The sequence below is a fragment of the Bacillus sp. EB106-04-04-XG123 genome (assembly GCF_058791855.1).
This window is the reverse complement of sequence record NZ_JBYTDZ010000003.1, coordinates 84,888-103,016: the sequence shown is the minus strand read 5'-3', so window position 1 is coordinate 103,016 and position 18,129 is coordinate 84,888. Positions and strand designations below refer to the sequence as shown.

Genomic DNA, 18,129 nt, shown 5'->3' with positions numbered 1-18,129 from the left:
TCATGGATAGAAAAAGGGGAGCCTCACTTGGTGCGCTTATGATCATAAGCGTGCTTCTTTTAGTCTCATGTTCAAATGGACAAATCAAAGATGCGTTAAATTATCAAATAGAACCGTTTGAGTTTGAAAACCAAGATGGTCAAAAGGTGTCATTGGAAGGTTTGAAGGGGAAAGTATGGGTCGCAGATTTTATTTTCACAAGCTGTGAAACGATCTGTCCGCCGATGACCGCTCATATGACAGAGCTGCAAAAACGGTTAAAAGAAGAAAAATTGGATGCGCATATCATTTCCTTTAGTGTGGACCCAGAGGTCGATTCACCGAAAAAGCTAAAAGAATTTGCAAAAGCCTATCCATTGTCCTTTAAAAATTGGGATTTTCTCACGGGGTATTCACAGTCAGAAATCGAAAAATTCGCAATGAAAAGCTTTAAGACCATTGTCAAAAAACCTGAAGATGAAGACCAAGTGATTCATCAGTCCCTGTTTTTCCTTGTTAATCAAGAAGGGAAAGTGATGAAAAATTATGATGGCGTGCAAAACACACCTTATGATGACATCATCAAGGACATCAAAACGCTGAACCGAAGCTAGCATAAGGATGTTCAAATGGGCGAAAACATGATACACTTTTTTAATCAGAAAAAGGAGGGACATCATCGTTTGAAGGCTCGTTTGATTTTGATTGTGATGTCTCTAGCATTTGTTCTTTCTGCATGTTCTGCGCAAGAGGCTGGCATAAAGGATAAACTAGAAGACACACAAAACGTAAAAGAACATATTACCATCGCAGCGGTTGGAGATTCCTTAACAGAAGGAATCGGAGATCAAGATAAAAAAGGCTATGCAGGCATGACCCGTGACAAGATAGAAGCGGTCGACGGCGTGCAATCTGTCACATTAAAAAACTATGCCATTAAAGGCAGTAGAACAGTAGATTTGTTAAAAAGATTAAAAGAAAAAAAGGTGCAGGACGGACTGAAAGACGCTGATTATATTTTCTTTACAATCGGCGGGAATGATCTCATGCATGTTGTCCGTCAAAATGTGCTTAATTTGACGTTTGCTCCTTTTAAAAAAGAGCAGGGTCCTTTTGAGGAGCGCTTTAAAACCATTCTTGCTCAACTGAGAGAACAGAATGGCCATGCGAAAATTATGTATGTCAGCATGTACAATCCTTTTAAGTTCAGTTTGTCTGAGCTGCGAGATATTGATGAAGTCGTCAAAGACTGGAATGCTGCTGCCAAAAAGGAACTCAAAAAAGACGGCAATGCGGATATGATCAATGTAGCAGATTTATTTGAAGAGGGTTCTGATGAAAAATTACTGGCAGATGATGATTTCCACCCAAACCAAAAGGGGTACTCTCTTATGGCAAATCGTTTATTCTCCGAAGTGAAAAAAGAAGGACTGCCGAAGGAATAGGGTGAAATAGATGAAAAAATGGAAAAGCTTATTTTTTATTTTACTTGCAATCAATCTATTGATTGTGATTGCCTGCGGTATTTTAATGCTACTGCCAGGCGGTCAATCCGCTTCAACCAAAGAAGTGAAAAGCGAATATGCTTTTAATATATCCAGCTCAAAAGAATCGCTCACCAGTTTTGTGAATGATTATTTGAAAAATCAAGGATCAAATGATATGCCAGACTTTCATGTAGCGATCGATCAAGATGTGAAAGTAACAGGCGCAATTAAAGCTTTCTCTTCAACGATTGATGCAAACGTCTCATTTACGCCAACTGTTGAAGATAATGGTGATGTGCTTTTGAAAGTGGATGACTTTTCAATTGGACAATTGAGCATTCCAATTAGTTTTGTTTTAAGCTACATGGGTCAGTTCTATGAGCTACCAGAATTCGTTCATGTAAAACCGGATCAAAAAACGGTTGAAGTGCGCCTTTCTGAAATGCCGCTGACGAATGATATGTATGTCAAAGCGAACAAAATTGATCTACAAAACGATGAAATTGAATTCTCATATTATCATCCAAAGCAATAGAACGTGTGAGTCAGGAGTGAAATCATGAAGCGAGTCTATCAATATTTTAGTTTACTGTCGTTTTTATTTGCTGCGTACTTTGGCATAACAGCTGCCAATGCTTTAAAAGCAGAAAATATCGATCAGTTTTACTTAAATATTGCCTACTGTGCATTATTTCTAGGCACGATGATTCTTGCTTTTGATTTTCAAAAGCAAGAAAAAGCTGAAGATGTCTCGTAAGGAGCCTTTTCCATTGGGAAAGGCTCTTTTTTATATTTGCCGAGACAAGACGACCTTCGCCATAAGTTCTGGCTCTCCGTTAGCAAATCCATGAAGCAGAATCAGGTATGCGCGCTTTGTTTGCAAATGAACTTTGGGGATATCAAGCAGTACACTTTGAGTGCCGGCGGCTTTCAATTCAAAATGATATTTATTCGGGGAGAAATGATGAATGTGGGTACTGTTTACATAATCAAGCCCCTTCGATATGATCCCTTGGTCTCGTTCATATATATCTATGGAAGGAAGGTCTGGAGACAGCTGTACAAATGTAAGTGCTGACAGGTTTTCTTCTTGTTCGATCAAAGTAGTCTGCTGCTCAGTCAGCAGTGCAAAGCCTGCACGAGCACCTGTGATACAGAGTGTATAGACCTGGCCGCTCTTAAATTGAATGCGAGAATGAAGAATTTTTTCATTTGTAGCCAGTTTGAACACTTCTATTTCATACATTCCCTCATCCCACTCCATATAAGCGGTCAAATGGCTGTAAGGCATTGTTTTCATCAGCTGCTTCTGGTTCACATAAACAGCGAGCTCACTGAGATCTGGTGCAGCGTGAAATAATCGAATAAAGGCTTTTGATGAAGGGCTGCTTTGAAGCTGCTCATAGGCGGCAGTGAATGGCCGATAAGGAAAGTCATGATAAAAGAGCTGCTGCATGTCATCAATCCCTTCTTTCTCATACAATGGTGTTTTTTGTAGCGTATGCATGAAAAAGACGATCTGTATAGGCAAAAGAAGCAAAGAAAAAAGCCTGACGTATTTCGTCAGGCCGGCATTTAAGAAGGAGAAGAATATTGATGATATTCAGCTAGTTTAATGAACGTTTTTTCATCCTCAATTAAACCACAAACGCCGCACTGGACTTTCATTTGAGGACCTTGATAGCTCAAGTGAAAAGGAGACAGCTGCTCTCCTTCGTATCTTTCAACAACTGCTCCTGTCGCTGGATCTAGCTTGACAGGTTCTGAAAGCTGCTCAATGAGATTAAAGCGCGTTCTGTTTGTTTTACAGTTTGGACAAAGATAAGGGCTTGTCATGGTTCATTCCACCTCTTTTTATCCGTAGCATGTCCTAAGCGCTAAAATCTATGCTTAATCCTTTTGACTTTTATCCAGCTTTTTAAATAATTTGATCATCGTTTTGAGTTCTTCGTCATCAAATGACTCAAATCGCTCCATAAAGTATTCTGTTTTCTTTTTCTCAAAATGCTCAGTAATTTCCTTACCCTTATCGGTTAAGTGGATTTTGATGATGCGGCGGTCCTCTTTTGAACGGATACGGGTAATCCAGCCTTTTTCTACGAGTGTGTCAGTCACAGCGGTAATATGACTTGCTGACACTCCAAGAATGGAAGCGAATTCCGTTACTTTTTTTGCACCTTGCTCACGGAGCAGATTTAAAATAAGAAATTCATTCCGAGATAATTCGTTTTCGAGCAGGCTGTTAATTTCATAACGGATCTGCTTAAATACGGTTCTCAGTAAAGTGTCCATTTCGTACATCATTTGTTTTCTTTGTTCCAATCATTAAACCCCCATTATATTTTAAAGATACGACAGAATGCTTTCTTTTATTTTAGGTATACAAGTCGTATCATTTTCATTATTTTTTATCATGTTATAATATGATGATACCATTTTTTAAATGAAGGGGGCACTAATATGTCTGAAAAACAAGAATTAGCCACATTTGCAGGAGGCTGCTTCTGGTGTATGGTTAAACCTTTTGATGAACAGCCGGGCATTATCAAAGTTGAATCAGGGTATACTGGCGGACATACAGTGAATCCGACCTATGAGGAAGTATGTACAAATACAACGGGACATAGAGAAGCGGTTCAAATTACGTTTGATCCTGACGTGTTCCCGTATGAGAAGCTGCTAGAACTGTATTGGCAGCAAATAGACCCAACAGACGATGGCGGGCAATTTGGTGATAGAGGAGAATCTTACCGTACTGGTATTTATGTTCATCATGACGAGCAGCGAAAGCTAGCGGAAGCATCGAAAGAGCAGCTGAGCCAAAGCGGCATTTTCAAAAAGCCAATCGTGACAGAAATTTTAGATGCAGGTCCTTTTTATCCAGCAGAGGAATATCATCAGCACTATTATAAGAAAAACAAAATGCACTACGAACGATATCATGTCGGTTCGGGCAGAGCCGGTTTTATTGAGTCCCATTGGAGTGATAAATAATGGCAAATGAAAAAGAAAAGCGTATAAAAGAATTAAACCGCATGCAGTATGAAGTCACGCAAAATAATGGCACAGAGCCGCCATTTCAAAATGAATTTTGGGATCATAAAGAAGAAGGTATTTATGTGGATATCATTTCAGGAAAGCCGTTGTTTTCTTCTTTAGATAAGTTTGATGCCCACTGCGGCTGGCCAAGTTTTACAAAACCGCTTGAAGAGGAAGAAGTAGCAGAGAAGGTTGATACGAGCCATGGAATGGTGCGGACAGAGGTTCGCAGCAAAACAGCTGATTCTCATCTTGGCCATGTTTTTCCTGATGGACCAGGGCCAAACGGTCTTCGGTATTGTATTAACTCAGCCGCTTTGAAGTTTATCCCAAAGGATGATCTTGAAAAAGAAGGTTACGGGGATTTGAAACATCTATTTGATTGATCCATTTAAAAATCGTCACATGGAAAGCATTTGCTTCCGTGTGACGATTTTTTATTTTTTATGATGTGTATGATGTAATTGTTCGATGATGGTGAACAGCTTTTCTTTTGTAATGAGCGGTGCTTCTTTTGAGGTGTAATTCGTTAAGTCGACTTTTTGAAAGGAAGGGTGCAAATGTGGTCTCGGTAAAATGGCATAAAATTGTTCATGTTCAAAGAGTGCATCTGCTTCGTGCGGGAATGTGAGCTCCTCGTGAAGCTTCTCGCCAGGTCTTTTTCCGACAACGAGAATATCTGGAGATTTAGCATTGATTTGGGCGGCATATTCATGAAATGCTTTTAAGAGATCGGCAAGCTGTAAGGACTCCATCTTGAGAATGAAGGTTTCGCCGCCTTTCATCATGATTGCTGCTTGAAGTGTGAGGGAAACAGCTTCTTCAATGGACATAAAAAAACGTGTCATATGAGGATCAGTCACGGTTAAAGGTTTTTCATTTAATAGCTGCTGGAGCATGATCGGAATGACGGAACCTCTAGATCCAAGCACATTGCCAAAGCGTACAGAGCAAAACTTGGTTTTTTGATTCGGAATACTTTCGTTTGCTTGGGAAAATAGTTTTTCTGAAATTAATTTTGTTGCACCCATGGCATTAGTCGGAGAAACTGCTTTGTCAGTTGAAATGTTGACAACATGACTCACTTCATGTTCGAGGGCGGCTTCAATGACGTGCTGCCCGCCGATGATATTCGTTTGAACGGCTTCGAACGGATTATCTTCACAAGTGGGTACTTGTTTTAAGGCCGCTGCATGAAAAATGATATCCACACCTTTGACGAGCTGTCTCACGCGGCTTGCATCCCGGACATCTCCTAAAGCGAATACGACCTCTGGATGATCTGTGTACTCATTTTTCATCATGTATTGTTTGCTGTCATCTTTACTGAAGACGATTACCTTTTTTGGAGAGCAGCTTGTTAATTTATTCACGATTTGCCGGCCGATGGATCCTGTACCGCCTGTAACTAATATCGTCTTGTCACGAAAAAAGGTCTTCAAAGTCGTTTCTATCTGATTGGACATATCTAATCCCCCAACTCTCATTTCTCTACTTTGCATCATATGTGAAAGAGCGGCATTCGTTTGAGGAAAAGAACCACTTCATGTATAAATTAGGTGAACAAATTATAACCATCTGCTTACCGTCTTAATAGAATATGGAGAGATAAGAGATTAACTAGAAAAACGAGAGACCTGAATACTTCAGTACTGCGATCAGCTCGGTCAGAGAAGAAAATGGTAAGGGAGCTGTGCGCGAGGGGAGAAGAGAAGACATGTATAGGGGAAATCGTATTTTAGCCATGATACCTGCATTCAGAAGTACCGACGGCCAGCATGATGAACATATACGCATATTGGCAGAGCGGCCGCTTATCTATTGGACCATTCAGCCGCTTTTGCAAATGATTGAGTTAGATGAAGTCATCGTCTCCTCAGAGGATGTCAATACGCAAATCATTTCATCTCACTACGGAGCAAATGTGATTGAACTGCCAAGTACACATGTAACAGAACAAACGCCGTCGCTGTTAGCTGTGAAGCATGCGCTTGCTTATTTAGAGCGGGAGGGGAAAACCTTTGATATTGTGCTATATCTGCAGCCATCGTCTCCTCTAAGACAGACGGCAGATATCGAGAAGTGCTTGCAGCTTTTAGTGGAGGGGGGATATGACTGCACCGCATCTTTTACAGAGGCGTTAGAAAACCCAAATGAAACTTGGACACTGCATGAAAACAATGAAGCTACTTTATATAAGGACAATCATTACTTTTTCATGCCAAAGCATGAGCAGCCATATAAGTATGGCCGGCTAAATGGTGCGGTATATGCTTTTCATGCTCATTATGTCAAAGAATGCATTCATTCCTTTTTAGAAGGATCTGTCGGAGCATATATGATGGATCACACGCGGTCGCTTGTGGTGAAACAGGAGGCGGACCGGAAAAAGGCAGAGCACGTCTTATTGGCTCGCCGAGATGCAGAAGATCATGCATAAGCTAACCTTCAACAAGAAAAAGCGCCCAGTTATAGGGCGCTTTTTACGATTTCATAAAGCCTTTGCGGCATCGTATCAAATGTATTCCAGCGAACGGCTTGCTCGTAGTTGTTCAGTGCGGCCGCCTTTCTTTCACCTGCATTTGACCCATAGTAATCCACCTGTTTGATCAAATCGTCCTCATCTTTGTAAAAAGCAAAGCTTGAAAAAGTAGGCGGCGGATGTAGATCCGTCAATTGAAAACTTCCAGTTGCAGCAATGTCAAATGCTCTGTTATTGAGGCTCATATTTTGAATCATGGCTTTATTTTTGTTATATACAAATTGAGACGGCCTATGCGGATTCAGGACAATCGCTGTCTGCTGATAGATGTCCGCCATTTGCTGAGGACTCAGCCAATTCGTTATAAGGGTGAAATCACGATAATGTCTGCGTGATTTATTTAAGTGACGGTGCCATTCCTTACCTGCAACGAGAATACGCCATTTGTTTTGCTTTAAGAGTGTATCGATGGCTTTGATTCGGTTGGGATAAGGGTAGCCAATGAGTGCAATGTCAAACGTGCACATCTCATCTGGCGATTCATTTTTCTGAAAGACACGTGTATTTGTCGGAATGGGAAAGTAGTGTGTATTTTCGGCGCCTAATTGTTTGTAAAATGGCAAAATCCCTTCATCAATCGTTAAGATAAGCTGAGCATCACGTGCGCAAGCAGCTGATACATCTGCATAAAAGGGATCTTCTGTCATCCACAGAACGATCGGGATTTTTTCTTGTTTGAATTGATGAAGTACATCTTTCGGAACATGATCACCGATCATCATCAAAACAAAATCCGGAGAAAATGTCCGGATTTTGTGCATGTTAGTGGGTAGAGATTCTCTATCAATCTTTACACATGAAAAGGGGGAATCAATGAAGCTTTCTTCTACCCATTGATCAAACATGTGATAGATTCCGCCGTAGCCAGAACTGATATAAAGAAGCTTCATGATGACCCTCTCACATTAAGATGTGAATGTAACACTTTCAACTTTATCTACATCTAAAAGAGTCGTTGCTGAGCCGGTAGGTGTGACAGAGCTTTCTTGTGTAACAAATACAACACCTGTTGAAGCATCGAATGATACAAATTGAACTGGCCCAATTAAATCTCCTGAGTCAGTGACAATACTAATGACTGTTCCTGGTGCAAGTCTTGCAAAGATCCATCTTGCTGGCTGAGATACATCGAGTGTTGTAGCAGAATCTGAAGGTGATGCCTCAGCTGCCACTTCACTTAATAAATCGTTCAATTTCTCTTCCACTTGAACTCCTCCTTCTTCGAGATTAGCTGTTAATGCATGAGTAATTGGTTTGAAAAACACTTTCAATAGTTCTTTTTTTAATTCAGCACGCTTGTCGCTCATTTTTTCCCCATCCTTTCTTCATCAATTCAAACTCACCACTATGTATATGCCGTTCATTTTTTTTGGCATAAGCAGAACGCTGATTCCTGATTCTTTTTTTCAATTAATCACTTCACACATTTTTAAAAATGTTTTCAAATGCTGAGGCTAAATGAAGTGGCGCTCATACTCTAGTAAAGATTAAATGTGAAGAGAGAGGGATTATGAATGGAATTTGAACAATTATTAGATGGTTGGAACGAAGAATTACTAGAGTCGGAAGGAGTGCTTGAAGTCATCTTGATTTTACTTCTTCTTCGCCTTTTAGAAGAAAGTGAGGAAGAGAATGTGTCAGACATCAAAGAATTACTTCGTCCATGGCTTGAGCTTGGCATTCCAGTGCCGCGTGTTCATTTGGTCAATGGAGATGTACTTCAAAACGTGGTTGTCGTGCAATTGTTTGATACGGTCGCGGTCTTTAAAAACGCGACAAATCAGCTAAGAGTGAGTGTTCCTTTTGTGAACATTGTCAGCTGGGGGGCATTTTAAACTAATCAAAAAGGATAATGATCATGAAAGTATCGGTGATTTTAACAAGCTACAATAAACCAGATTTCATTGATCGTGTGTTAAAGAGTATGGTAGAACAAACGTATCCGCATTGGGAGCTTTTGATTATGGATGATGGCTCAGAACAGGGCACCATTCAAAAGATCCAGCCCTATTTGAGTGATGGACGCATTCAGCTGTATTCGCACACGGTTCATCCGGCAAAACGGCTGTTAACCGCACGATATGCGACGCTTATTAATGATGCATTAACCCGTATAACAGGTGAGCTCATTTGTTATTTAACCGATGATACCGTGTACCATAAAGATCGTTTGCTTAAAATGGTGGATGTTTTTCGGTCGAAGCCTCATATAGATATTGTGTATTCCTCGCAGCGGGTCGTGCATGTGAATCAGCATTTAGTGGAAACGATGAGTTTTGTTCGAGAAGCAGATCAAATCTTAGAGCATGCGTCCTTTCAAGTGGACCATTGTTCGGTCATGCACAGAAGCCGCTTGCTTCCACTGATTCATGAAAAATACGGACAATATTGGGATGATGAGCCAAAGCACTGGCATCATGCAGATTCTGTTTTTTGGATGAGGCTGAATCATTTCGCTTCGTTTTTTCCATTAAAAGCTGTACTGGATACAACGTATAAAACGCCCCATTCCTTTCATCATCAGTTTTCGAGTATGCCGTATGATTTAATTGACGGAACGATCATTGAAAAAGAAGGGGATTATTATCAAATCGCAGACGGGAAACTTCATGGAATTGAAAAGCGCTGGATCAATGAAAAGAACAGGCGTGCGATCCGTGTTCCGCTATTATGTGAGATGAAATATGAAATAAAAGAGAAGCTATCAGTACCCAATTATACAGTCGTCACCGCAGATCAGGGGAAAACGTTCTTTTATATTGAAAAACAGAAAAAAAGAAGGTTTGCTTCAAAACGTGACGTGCAATATTTTCAGTTTCACCCAAAGGAGATCTATACGATTTCAAATGACCAGCTTCAAGCATTTGAGGATGGCGATATCATCAAAGTTTCTCCTGTATTCAGTCCGCCAAACAGGCGGCTGTTTAAATGGAAACAAGATGTTTATTTACTTGTGCATCATGCCTTTTGCCGTATTGATCCTGAGGTGGTGAAGCGGTTTGCTTTTTATCATCAGCCGATTAAGCTGTACCCGTCCCAATTTACGTTATTTCAGGAAGGAAAGCCGATTGTGCCGCTGTATAGGGAATCGCTGCAAGAATTCGATATGTCTCTTTATCAAACATCCGGGCGAAAGCACTCCTCATAAGAGGGGTGCTTTTTAAAATTTTTGCAGGAAGTAGAAAGGAAAAAGCGAAACTTGAAAAGACAGGGAAGCATTTAGAAATGATCAAGCCGCTGAAAACTCGGCAATTGATGCCGGTTTTTTGGCACTGAAAGTGAGGGGGAAAGAATGGGGAAAGTTGTCGAAAGAGCAGATTGGTTTGAATTAATTTTAGAAGCCATCGATGAAGCCATTCACGTTGTAGATGATCAAGGGATGACGATTTTTTACAATCATAATGCCGCTAAGTTTGACTGTTTACAAAAAGAAGAGGTGATTGGCAAGTACATCCTTGATGTGTATCCCTCTTTAACTGAAAAAACAAGTACGCTCATGCATGTATTGAGAACAGGAAAGCCCATTTATCATTCGCTGCAAACCTATTTGAATAAAAACGGAGAAAGAATTGAAACAGTGAACACGACATTGCCTATTATTGAAGATAGCGAGTTAATAGGTGCGGTCGAAGTCGCAAAAGATGTATCCAAGCTGTCAGCCCTTTCCAATCGTTTAGATCAAAAAAAGCGAACATATGACGTGGATGGGGTAGAACAAATGCATGATTTTGCTTCATTTTTAACAAATGATCCGCTTTTAAAAGAAATGCTTGAAAGGGCAAAAAAAGCAGCTGCTTATCCGTCATCAGTTGTTGTCTATGGGGAAACAGGGACAGGAAAAGAAGTGCTTGTTCAGGCCATTGTCCATGAATCTGACCGAAAAAACCAAGTGTTTATTCCGCAAAACTGCGCAGCACTCCCAGAAACATTACTTGAAAGTCTATTGTTTGGATCTGTCAAAGGGAGCTATACGGGCGCAATTGATCGCAAGGGACTTTTCGAATTGGCTGATGGGGGCACGCTTTTTCTTGATGAGCTCCAAGCGATGCCGCTCACGCTTCAGACGAAATTATTACGTGTGTTAGAGGATGGCGTTGTCCGCCGCATCGGTGATGCAAAGTCCATTCAAGTGGATGTTCGGCTCATTACTGCGCTCAATATGGACCCATTTGAAGCAGTGAAAAAGCAAATTTTAAGAGAAGATTTATTTTATAGACTGCATGTATCATCTTTTCATATTCCGCCGCTTCGTGAGAGAAAGCAAGATATCACGCTGCTATCCCGCCACTTCATTCAAACCTATCATCAGCAGTTTTCAAAAAACGTCACACGCCTTTCTGAAGAAACGGAACGATTGTTTATGGCGCACCACTGGCCTGGGAATGTTAGAGAATTAAAACATACGATAGAGCATGCCGTGTTGATGATGCCAAAGGAAGCGGAAGAGATCACCCCTCTATACCTTCCGGCTCATTTACGTGAGCAAAAGCTGAAAAAGGAAACATCTGAATCCTCCTTAAAAAATCAAGTGTCTTCATTTGAACAAACATTGATTCAAGAAGCTTTACATCAGCATAATGGGAATATTAAAAAAACCGCCGCCGCCTTAAAAATCCCTCGACAAACGCTGCAATATAAACTGAAGAAATATGCAGATGCCGAAATGTAGGCACAGCATCCAATTGAATATGACGGGTAAAGCTCCTTTTATAAAGAATAGGGGCATTTTCCCATGTTGGCACATAACTTGCATAGTATAAAGTGAATGCTGATAGGGGGAATGGATATGAATCAGAAATTGTATGAACCGGCACGTCACTGGAAGGACATTGAGCTTTGGAAGGATGTACCTGAGGAAAAGTGGAACGACTGGATTTGGCAGCTGACGCATACCGTGAAAACGCTTGAGGATTTAGAAAAAATCGTAAACTTAACAGAAGAGGAACGAGAAGGGGTGAAGATTTCCACCAAAACCATTCCACTCAACATTACACCCTACTATGCCTCACTGATGAATCCAGACGATCCAAGATGTCCAATACGTATGCAATCTGTGCCAATTGCAGAAGAGCTTCATAAAACAAAATATGATCTGGAAGACCCGCTGCATGAAGATGAGGACTCACCTGTCCCGGGGCTCACACACAGGTACCCAGATCGCGTGCTGTTTCTTGTGACAAATCAGTGCTCGATGTACTGCCGCTATTGCACGAGAAGACGTTTTTCCGGTCAGATTGGTATGGGTGTGCCGAAAAAGCAGTTAGATGCTGCCATTGGATATATTAGAGAAACACCTGAGGTGCGGGACGTATTAATTTCTGGCGGAGATGGGCTGTTAATCAATGATCAAGTGCTTGAATACATTTTGAAAAACTTACGTGACATTCCGCACGTTGAGATCATTCGGATTGGAACCCGCGCGCCGGTTGTCTTTCCGCAGCGTATAACAGATGAGCTGTGCGAGATATTGAAAAAATATCACCCAGTTTGGCTGAATACTCACTTCAACACAAGTATTGAAATTACAAAAGAAGCAAAAGAAGCGTGCGAACGTCTTGTGAATGCCGGTGTCCCTGTAGGGAATCAGGCCGTCATCCTTGCAGGTATTAACGACAGTGTGCCGATTATGAAGAAGCTGATGCACGACCTTGTGAAGATTCGGGTCAGACCATATTATATTTATCAATGTGATTTATCTGAGGGCATTGGCCACTTTAGAACGCCGGTATCAAAAGGGCTTGAAATCATCGAAGGCTTAAGAGGACATACGAGTGGTTATGCAGTGCCAAGCTTTGTGGTAGATGCGCCAGGAGGCGGAGGGAAAATTGCCTTACAGCCAAATTATTTATTATCGCAAAGCCCTGACAAAGTCGTCCTTCGTAACTTTGAAGGTGTCATTACCTCTTATCCAGAACCAGAGCATTACGTCGCAGGCCAGGCAGATGCGTATTTCAATGAAATTTATGAAGAAAAACAAGAACTAGCAATTGGTATTACCGCACTATTTGAGGATGAAGCAAGATCGTTTACGCCTGAGAATTTAAATCGAATGAAACGTAGAGAAGCATATGAGACAAATCCTGAGCATGACACACTCAAAAACAAACGTGAAAAACGGGATGAATTAAAAGAGAAGAAATATCAAGCGCAGCTCAAAAAAGAACAAACCGTGAAGGAGGAGAAATAGCCTTGTTGACATGTGATTGGTGTGAGGAAAACAAAGCAAATGCTGAGCAGACAACAGTCTATTGGGAACTGATCACGGGCACACAATCAATTGAAATCATCGAAACGCCGTCCATCTCCTGCACGCACTGCGGTATGACCTATCAAAAGGATGAGACGGTCAAAGAGATTGAAGATCAATTAATTTTAGTGGACCAGACAAAACTTCCAGAAAAAATCTCCTATGAAGAATTAATGAGCATGGAGCGGTTATTAAAGCGAAATTACTTTGACTTTTCTTCATAAGTTGTACCTCCGCCTATACAAGTCATCAAATTACTGTATAATATAACAACAAAATAGTGTGTCGCGGAGGGAAAAACAGGTGAAGTCGTTTTACCATTATTTAATGAAGTTCAGACATCCAAAACCGAAAGATGAAATCAGCCATTTTGCAAATGCTGCGTATGAGGATCACAGCTTTCCTAAAGCTTCCACAGATTATCATGAGCTGTGTGCTTATTTAGAATTAAATGGTGATTATTTAAGCTCAATGACAACATTTGACGAAGCATTTGAGCAATACGAAGTAGAAGTCAAAAAAAAATAACACACAACCGCTTGTTCCATATGGGAGAAGCGGTTTTTTCATGAGAAATAAAATGGCGTTTTGCATGGTGTGGTTGCCCATGCAGAATTCCTTGCGCCGGCATACGATACGTTAAGACCAAAAGTCGGGCAAGGGGGAGACAGAATGAAGGCGAAAGCACCAAAATATCAAGTAGGGGATATTGTCGTCGTTGTCATGTACGGCACAGTCGGAACGATTACAAAAGTCCATCAAATTGACCAGCACTATTTATATGAGGTCAATCATAATGAGGTGCTTTATTTTGAAACATCACTTCAGCTTTACGATGAGTATAGCGGGGTGATTGTCGATACAGAAAAGCTGGACATTGAATATGAGTTCCTCATTGGCGATGTTGTATATGTAAAAGATTACGGAAAAGAGCTATTTAAAATCATCGGTCATCGGACTGAAATTTGGCGCTACCTTGAAGATGGCTGGGAGGATGTCATTTACGAACTTACGAGGCTGAAAGACGGAGAGTGGCTGGAAACAGAAGAGGAAGATTTAACGCTTGTCCTAAGGAAATATGAGATGGATCAGTTTGTTCATCAGCTTCTTTTTGTGCATTACGTCGGAGAAACCTCAAAAGAGTTAGAAGAAGATATGGTTCAAACGGCTCTATTGCAGCTAGAAGAGAAACAAGAAAGCGAAGCTTCACTTGAATTTCTCGCTGTATCTATAGTGGATGAGCTTCTTGATATTTATAACGATTATAAAATTCTCTACGAATTTTTCAAAGATCCAGAATATAAGGATATGATGGATTTTATTTTGGAAAGTTTACACGAACATTTTGGTTAAAGAAAGACTTGTCCTAACACGAATAAAAAATAAGGCACACAGAAAAATGCAATCACATAAAACCATCCCCTCAAGATACGGCCCATCACCTGATCATAAGTTTCTCCATCTAATATGCTTAACCATTTCATTGCTTCAAGCCCCTTTTCTTTTTGTTTACTGCATTTATATGTATGGAATGAGCCATTATGACAAACTGTAATAAAAAACAGCTGGCGTTCATACATCATAAAAAAGGAGGCGGAATGCAATGAAAGAAGCAGATTTGGTGATTGATACAGAGGAAATTGCGGAGTTCTTCTACATGGAGCTGATCAAAAGAGGGTACATACCTGCTGAGCTTGAAACATTTGAGCTGGCTGACATTACATTTGAATATATGCTGAAAAAAGCAATGATAGTTGAAGAAGAGGCGTGGTAGGCACTATACTTTGAAGAGATTCTGAAGAGAGGGAGGGGAATCCTTCGCGTGTACATCCTATTTCTTTTCATTTTATTTGGCGCCATTGCTGCGCTCATGGTATCTGGGGCTTTTCAAGATTTGGACAACCAGATCATCTTATGGTTTGAAAGCATCAGACTCCCTTTTTTAAATGATGTCATGCTGGCTTTGACGGACCTTGGCATCAGCGCGCTGCTCGTTCCAATCATGCTCATTTTTAGTGTGGTATTGTTTATGTATAAGCGCTACTACTCTATCATGATGCTTTTTCTATTATATCTTACAGAAAAAACAATCAATCATGAATTAAAGGGGTTGTTTGCTAGAGAGCGTCCGGCCTTTGATCACCTTGTAGGTGAAACGTATTACAGCTTTCCGAGTGGACATTCGATGAATGCAGCCTCCATCTATCCTTTTATGGCTTATCTATTAGTTGAGATGATTCCATGGCTGAAAGAAAGACAGAAAATCGTCTATTTGCTCACAGGACTGGGCGTCCTAGTCATCGGCATCAGCCGGATGTATATTGGCGTGCATTATTTGACAGATGTCGCTGGAGGCTTTGCGATAGGACTCGCTTTATTTCTTATTTGTAAAAAGATTGACGAAAGATTGCCTGTCATTCGACAAAAATAGAAGAAGGAAATTGACAGATCCCAGCCAATTTTATATAAAAGGGGAGGGATTTGAATGCAATTGACGTTGAGATTTTTTCAAAAGAAACCTTCAGCATTTCACTTAACCATTTATCAAACACCTGAATATGGTGCTGCAAGTGGGCATCAGCCTGTGTACCGGACAAAGATTGGCGGCAGAACACACCTTGATGTACTGGAAAAAGCATTCTCGACATTTAATGTACATGATACAGTCCCTAATGATTACAATGCGCGGTTTATCACAACTGGCGATATTGTTGTGATTGATGATAGAAAAAAGGGGAAGTGCTATTATCAGCTCTCTCCGGCAGGATGGAAACGCAGTGAACGACTAATGACGATAGGCTAAATAGATGATGAATGATGCCAGCTTGAGATCCAGCTGGTATTTTCTTTTTTAAGCTCTATCGTTTATAATAAATAGGATAAAATACATAGTAAACGTAAGTGGAGGCTAAAAAATGAGTGTACATATTGGAGCAGAAAAAGGACAAATTGCAGAAACGGTATTGCTGCCAGGCGATCCGCTTCGTGCGAAATATATTGCAGATACATATTTAGAAGATGTTGAGTGCTATAACGAAGTGCGTGGAATGTATGGCTATACTGGAACCTATAAAGGAAAGCGTGTTTCTGTACAGGGCACTGGGATGGGCGTACCATCTATTTCAATTTATGTGAATGAACTCATTCAAAGCTATGATGTTCAAAACTTAATTCGCGTTGGATCTTGCGGAGCTATCAAAAGGGATGTCAATGTACGTGACGTCATTTTAGCGCAGACATCATCAACAGATTCACAGATGAACCGTGTGGCATTTGGACCGATTGATTATGCGCCATGCGCTGATTTTGGTTTGCTCAAGAAAGCGTACGACACTGCTGAAGCAAAAAATGTCGCTGTACGTGTCGGAAACGTATTTACAGCAGACCAATTTTACAATGAAAAACCACTTGAGCTCATGGCTCAATATGGTATCCTAGCAATCGAAATGGAGACAACCGCTCTTTATTCTCTTGCAGCTAAATTTGATCGAAAAGCGTTATCCATTTTGACAGTGAGTGATCATGTTCTAACAGGAGAAGAAACAACGGCTGAAGAGCGTCAAACAACGTTTGATGAAATGATCTTAATTGCGCTAGACTCCGTTTTATAATAGTATAAAGGGTGTGCTACTATGTAGCGCATCTTTATTTTTTTAGAAGAGCAAAAGGAAGGTATGTCATGAAGAAAAGCTACAAAATACTCTCAATCGCATCGATTCTTGGTTTGACAGCCGCACTATCAGGCTGCCAGTTGCTGGATCAAAAAAGCGGTACATCTGAATCAAACAAAACAAACGAACAAAAAAACGCAGCAAGTTCATCTCCCCAGCACAACTCAAACGATAAGGCAGATTCATCGAATCAAGAGCTGACGTTAAAGAGTGAATATTTCAATGACATCAAGGTTGTGAGTGGTCTAAAAACCATTCAAAATCCTGAAAATGTGCTAGCACTTGTCAACAAAGATTATGCATTGCCAGGAACCTATAAACCTTCTGATCTCGTTGTGCCAAAAGTAGAATTCTCTTTTTCGGAAGATATTGAAAAGCGATATATTCGCAAAGAAGCAGCGGAAGCGCTTGAGAAGTTATTCAAAGGTGCAAAAAAGGAAAACTTCGAGCTTGCTGCAGTATCTGGCTATCGCTCCTATGATCGTCAAAAAGTCATTTTTGATAGTGAGGTCAAATTAAAAGGCAAAGAAAAAGCACAAGAAGCAGTTGCTTTACCAGGGGAAAGTGAACATCAAACAGGTCTTGCCATGGACATTTCCTCAAAAAGTGCCGGCTTTGAGATCTCTGAAAAGTTTGGTGAAACACCAGATGGCAAATGGGTGGCTAAAAACGCCTATAAATATGGCTTTATCATCCGTTATCCAAAAGGAAAAGAAGACATTACGAAATACGAATATGAGCCGTGGCATTTGCGATATGTGGGAAAAGAAGCCGCAAAAGCGATGCATGATCACGATTTAACATTTGAAGAATACATGAACAAAGTAAAGAAAATCTAAACAAGTAAAAGGCCTCCCAGTTATTCGGGAGGCCTTCTTTTATTCTTCTTTTAAAAAAAGAACAATCCTGCTAATGCGAAGCCGGTAATGAAACCGAGTCCGATGCCATAAGCTGCACCCCAGCCATAATATCCGCCCCAATAGCCAAAGCCAAAGCCCCCGCGAGACCCGCCGACTGGACGAATATAAACTTTGCGGTTTGTCACACGCTCAATGCGTCCGACATGTACTTTGCCGTTACGATCTGTGATTCTAGCGACTTTCCCCATGTGCTGCTGACAAAGCTTGTGATAGCGCTCCATGTTTTTCCTCCTTATGACAAACT

General features: G+C 40.7%; 27 protein-coding genes. 19 read left to right on the top strand and 8 right to left on the bottom strand.

What is annotated here, in order from left to right:
• Positions 1 to 2 precede the first annotated feature (2 nt).
• From AC3WTB_RS10920 to ypmT, 4 genes are all read left to right on the top strand, one after another.
• Complete coding sequence (locus AC3WTB_RS10920; RefSeq protein ID WP_492333723.1) at positions 3 to 593, top strand: SCO family protein; 591 nt, start codon at positions 3 to 5, stop codon at positions 591 to 593.
• Positions 594 to 662: 69 nt separating this feature from the next.
• Positions 663 to 1,424, top strand: a complete 762-nt coding sequence (locus AC3WTB_RS10915; protein ID WP_058838922.1) for an SGNH/GDSL hydrolase family protein — start codon at positions 663 to 665, stop codon at positions 1,422 to 1,424.
• Between the two features lie 10 nt (positions 1,425 to 1,434).
• Positions 1,435 to 2,001: a YpmS family protein gene (locus AC3WTB_RS10910; RefSeq protein WP_041085768.1), complete on the top strand. Its 567-nt coding sequence runs from the start codon at positions 1,435 to 1,437 to the stop codon at positions 1,999 to 2,001.
• A gap of 24 nt (positions 2,002 to 2,025) precedes the next feature.
• Positions 2,026 to 2,223: a protein YpmT gene (gene ypmT, locus AC3WTB_RS10905; protein WP_024422723.1), complete on the top strand. Its 198-nt coding sequence runs from the start codon at positions 2,026 to 2,028 to the stop codon at positions 2,221 to 2,223.
• 30 nt (positions 2,224 to 2,253) lie between these two features.
• Here the strand turns inward: ypmT and AC3WTB_RS10900 are convergent, their stop codons facing one another.
• From AC3WTB_RS10900 to AC3WTB_RS10890, 3 genes are all read right to left on the bottom strand, one after another.
• Positions 2,254 to 2,922, bottom strand: coding sequence for a DUF4397 domain-containing protein (locus tag AC3WTB_RS10900; RefSeq protein WP_492333799.1), 669 nt, complete (start codon positions 2,920 to 2,922; stop codon positions 2,254 to 2,256).
• Positions 2,923 to 3,041: 119 nt separating this feature from the next.
• Positions 3,042 to 3,302, bottom strand: a complete 261-nt coding sequence (locus AC3WTB_RS10895) for a hypothetical protein (RefSeq protein WP_024422721.1) — start codon at positions 3,300 to 3,302, stop codon at positions 3,042 to 3,044.
• Positions 3,303 to 3,356: 54 nt separating this feature from the next.
• On the bottom strand, positions 3,357 to 3,788 hold the full coding sequence (locus AC3WTB_RS10890; RefSeq protein WP_007500780.1) for a MarR family transcriptional regulator: 432 nt from the start codon (positions 3,786 to 3,788) through the stop codon (positions 3,357 to 3,359).
• A gap of 138 nt (positions 3,789 to 3,926) precedes the next feature.
• On the opposite strand from AC3WTB_RS10890, the gene msrA reads away from it, so the two are divergent.
• Both msrA and msrB read left to right on the top strand, forming a co-directional pair.
• The gene (gene msrA / locus AC3WTB_RS10885; RefSeq protein ID WP_024422720.1) at positions 3,927 to 4,460 is read left to right on the top strand and encodes a peptide-methionine (S)-S-oxide reductase MsrA; all 534 of its coding nucleotides are present in this window, start codon (positions 3,927 to 3,929) and stop codon (positions 4,458 to 4,460) included.
• The gene (gene msrB / locus AC3WTB_RS10880; protein WP_024422719.1) at positions 4,460 to 4,891 is read left to right on the top strand and encodes a peptide-methionine (R)-S-oxide reductase MsrB; all 432 of its coding nucleotides are present in this window, start codon (positions 4,460 to 4,462) and stop codon (positions 4,889 to 4,891) included. The genes msrA and msrB overlap by 1 nt, the downstream gene beginning before the upstream one ends.
• 51 nt (positions 4,892 to 4,942) lie before the next feature.
• Here msrB and AC3WTB_RS10875 read toward each other — a convergent pair whose 3' ends face one another.
• Positions 4,943 to 5,971 (bottom strand): SDR family NAD(P)-dependent oxidoreductase, encoded by a 1,029-nt coding sequence (locus tag AC3WTB_RS10875; protein ID WP_492333722.1) that lies wholly within the window; start codon positions 5,969 to 5,971, stop codon positions 4,943 to 4,945.
• A gap of 251 nt (positions 5,972 to 6,222) precedes the next feature.
• Here AC3WTB_RS10875 and AC3WTB_RS10870 point away from each other — a divergent pair, with 251 nt between their 5' ends.
• Complete coding sequence (locus AC3WTB_RS10870; RefSeq protein ID WP_492333721.1) at positions 6,223 to 6,945, top strand: acylneuraminate cytidylyltransferase family protein; 723 nt, start codon at positions 6,223 to 6,225, stop codon at positions 6,943 to 6,945.
• A 29-nt stretch (positions 6,946 to 6,974) separates the two neighbouring features.
• Here the strand turns inward: AC3WTB_RS10870 and AC3WTB_RS10865 are convergent, their stop codons facing one another.
• Together AC3WTB_RS10865 and AC3WTB_RS10860 are read right to left on the bottom strand one after the other, a co-directional pair.
• A complete protein-coding gene (locus tag AC3WTB_RS10865) occupies positions 6,975 to 7,937 on the bottom strand; it encodes a CgeB family protein (protein WP_058838904.1) in 963 nt (320 codons plus the stop codon).
• A 15-nt stretch (positions 7,938 to 7,952) separates the two neighbouring features.
• A complete protein-coding gene (locus AC3WTB_RS10860) occupies positions 7,953 to 8,354 on the bottom strand; it encodes a hypothetical protein (RefSeq protein WP_268465529.1) in 402 nt (133 codons plus the stop codon).
• A gap of 207 nt (positions 8,355 to 8,561) precedes the next feature.
• On the opposite strand from AC3WTB_RS10860, the gene cgeC reads away from it, so the two are divergent.
• The 7 genes from cgeC to yodN all read left to right on the top strand — a co-directional run bounded on the left by cgeC (position 8,562) and on the right by yodN (position 14,647).
• On the top strand, positions 8,562 to 8,882 hold the full coding sequence (cgeC, locus tag AC3WTB_RS10855) for a spore maturation protein CgeC (protein WP_041085753.1): 321 nt from the start codon (positions 8,562 to 8,564) through the stop codon (positions 8,880 to 8,882).
• A gap of 17 nt (positions 8,883 to 8,899) precedes the next feature.
• The gene (locus AC3WTB_RS10850) at positions 8,900 to 10,195 is read left to right on the top strand and encodes a glycosyltransferase family 2 protein (RefSeq protein WP_492333720.1); all 1,296 of its coding nucleotides are present in this window, start codon (positions 8,900 to 8,902) and stop codon (positions 10,193 to 10,195) included.
• A gap of 144 nt (positions 10,196 to 10,339) precedes the next feature.
• Complete coding sequence (locus AC3WTB_RS10845; protein WP_492333719.1) at positions 10,340 to 11,716, top strand: sigma-54 interaction domain-containing protein; 1,377 nt, start codon at positions 10,340 to 10,342, stop codon at positions 11,714 to 11,716.
• Positions 11,717 to 11,833: 117 nt separating this feature from the next.
• The gene (gene kamA / locus AC3WTB_RS10840; protein WP_151284360.1) at positions 11,834 to 13,234 is read left to right on the top strand and encodes a lysine 2,3-aminomutase; all 1,401 of its coding nucleotides are present in this window, start codon (positions 11,834 to 11,836) and stop codon (positions 13,232 to 13,234) included.
• A gap of 2 nt (positions 13,235 to 13,236) precedes the next feature.
• Positions 13,237 to 13,518 carry a YokU family protein gene (locus AC3WTB_RS10835; protein WP_012010281.1) on the top strand — a complete coding sequence of 94 codons (282 nt, stop codon included), beginning with the start codon at positions 13,237 to 13,239 and terminating at the stop codon, positions 13,516 to 13,518.
• 79 nt (positions 13,519 to 13,597) lie between these two features.
• Positions 13,598 to 13,822 carry a YozE family protein gene (locus AC3WTB_RS10830; protein ID WP_024422709.1) on the top strand — a complete coding sequence of 75 codons (225 nt, stop codon included), beginning with the start codon at positions 13,598 to 13,600 and terminating at the stop codon, positions 13,820 to 13,822.
• 144 nt (positions 13,823 to 13,966) lie between these two features.
• On the top strand, positions 13,967 to 14,647 hold the full coding sequence (yodN, locus tag AC3WTB_RS10825; protein WP_039179337.1) for a germination protein YodN: 681 nt from the start codon (positions 13,967 to 13,969) through the stop codon (positions 14,645 to 14,647).
• Here the strand turns inward: yodN and AC3WTB_RS10820 are convergent.
• A complete protein-coding gene (locus AC3WTB_RS10820; protein ID WP_492333718.1) occupies positions 14,644 to 14,778 on the bottom strand; it encodes a hypothetical protein in 135 nt (44 codons plus the stop codon). The genes yodN and AC3WTB_RS10820 overlap by 4 nt on opposite strands.
• 119 nt (positions 14,779 to 14,897) lie before the next feature.
• Here AC3WTB_RS10820 and AC3WTB_RS10815 point away from each other — a divergent pair, with 119 nt between their 5' ends.
• The 5 genes from AC3WTB_RS10815 to AC3WTB_RS10795 all read left to right on the top strand — a co-directional run bounded on the left by AC3WTB_RS10815 (position 14,898) and on the right by AC3WTB_RS10795 (position 17,804).
• On the top strand, positions 14,898 to 15,068 hold the full coding sequence (locus AC3WTB_RS10815) for a YozD family protein (RefSeq protein WP_064497481.1): 171 nt from the start codon (positions 14,898 to 14,900) through the stop codon (positions 15,066 to 15,068).
• A 48-nt stretch (positions 15,069 to 15,116) separates the two neighbouring features.
• Complete coding sequence (locus AC3WTB_RS10810; RefSeq protein ID WP_492333717.1) at positions 15,117 to 15,725, top strand: phosphatase PAP2 family protein; 609 nt, start codon at positions 15,117 to 15,119, stop codon at positions 15,723 to 15,725.
• A gap of 54 nt (positions 15,726 to 15,779) precedes the next feature.
• Entirely contained in the window at positions 15,780 to 16,097 is a 318-nt protein-coding gene (locus AC3WTB_RS10805; RefSeq protein WP_039179333.1) for a YodL domain-containing protein, read from the top strand.
• A 112-nt stretch (positions 16,098 to 16,209) separates the two neighbouring features.
• Entirely contained in the window at positions 16,210 to 16,905 is a 696-nt protein-coding gene (deoD, locus tag AC3WTB_RS10800) for a purine-nucleoside phosphorylase (RefSeq protein ID WP_012010274.1), read from the top strand.
• 68 nt (positions 16,906 to 16,973) lie between these two features.
• Entirely contained in the window at positions 16,974 to 17,804 is an 831-nt protein-coding gene (locus tag AC3WTB_RS10795) for a M15 family metallopeptidase (RefSeq protein ID WP_268474788.1), read from the top strand.
• Positions 17,805 to 17,854: 50 nt separating this feature from the next.
• On the opposite strand, the gene AC3WTB_RS10790 is transcribed toward AC3WTB_RS10795, so the two are convergent.
• Complete coding sequence (locus tag AC3WTB_RS10790; RefSeq protein WP_268474789.1) at positions 17,855 to 18,106, bottom strand: hypothetical protein; 252 nt, start codon at positions 18,104 to 18,106, stop codon at positions 17,855 to 17,857.
• Between the last annotated feature and the right edge of the window lie 23 nt (positions 18,107 to 18,129).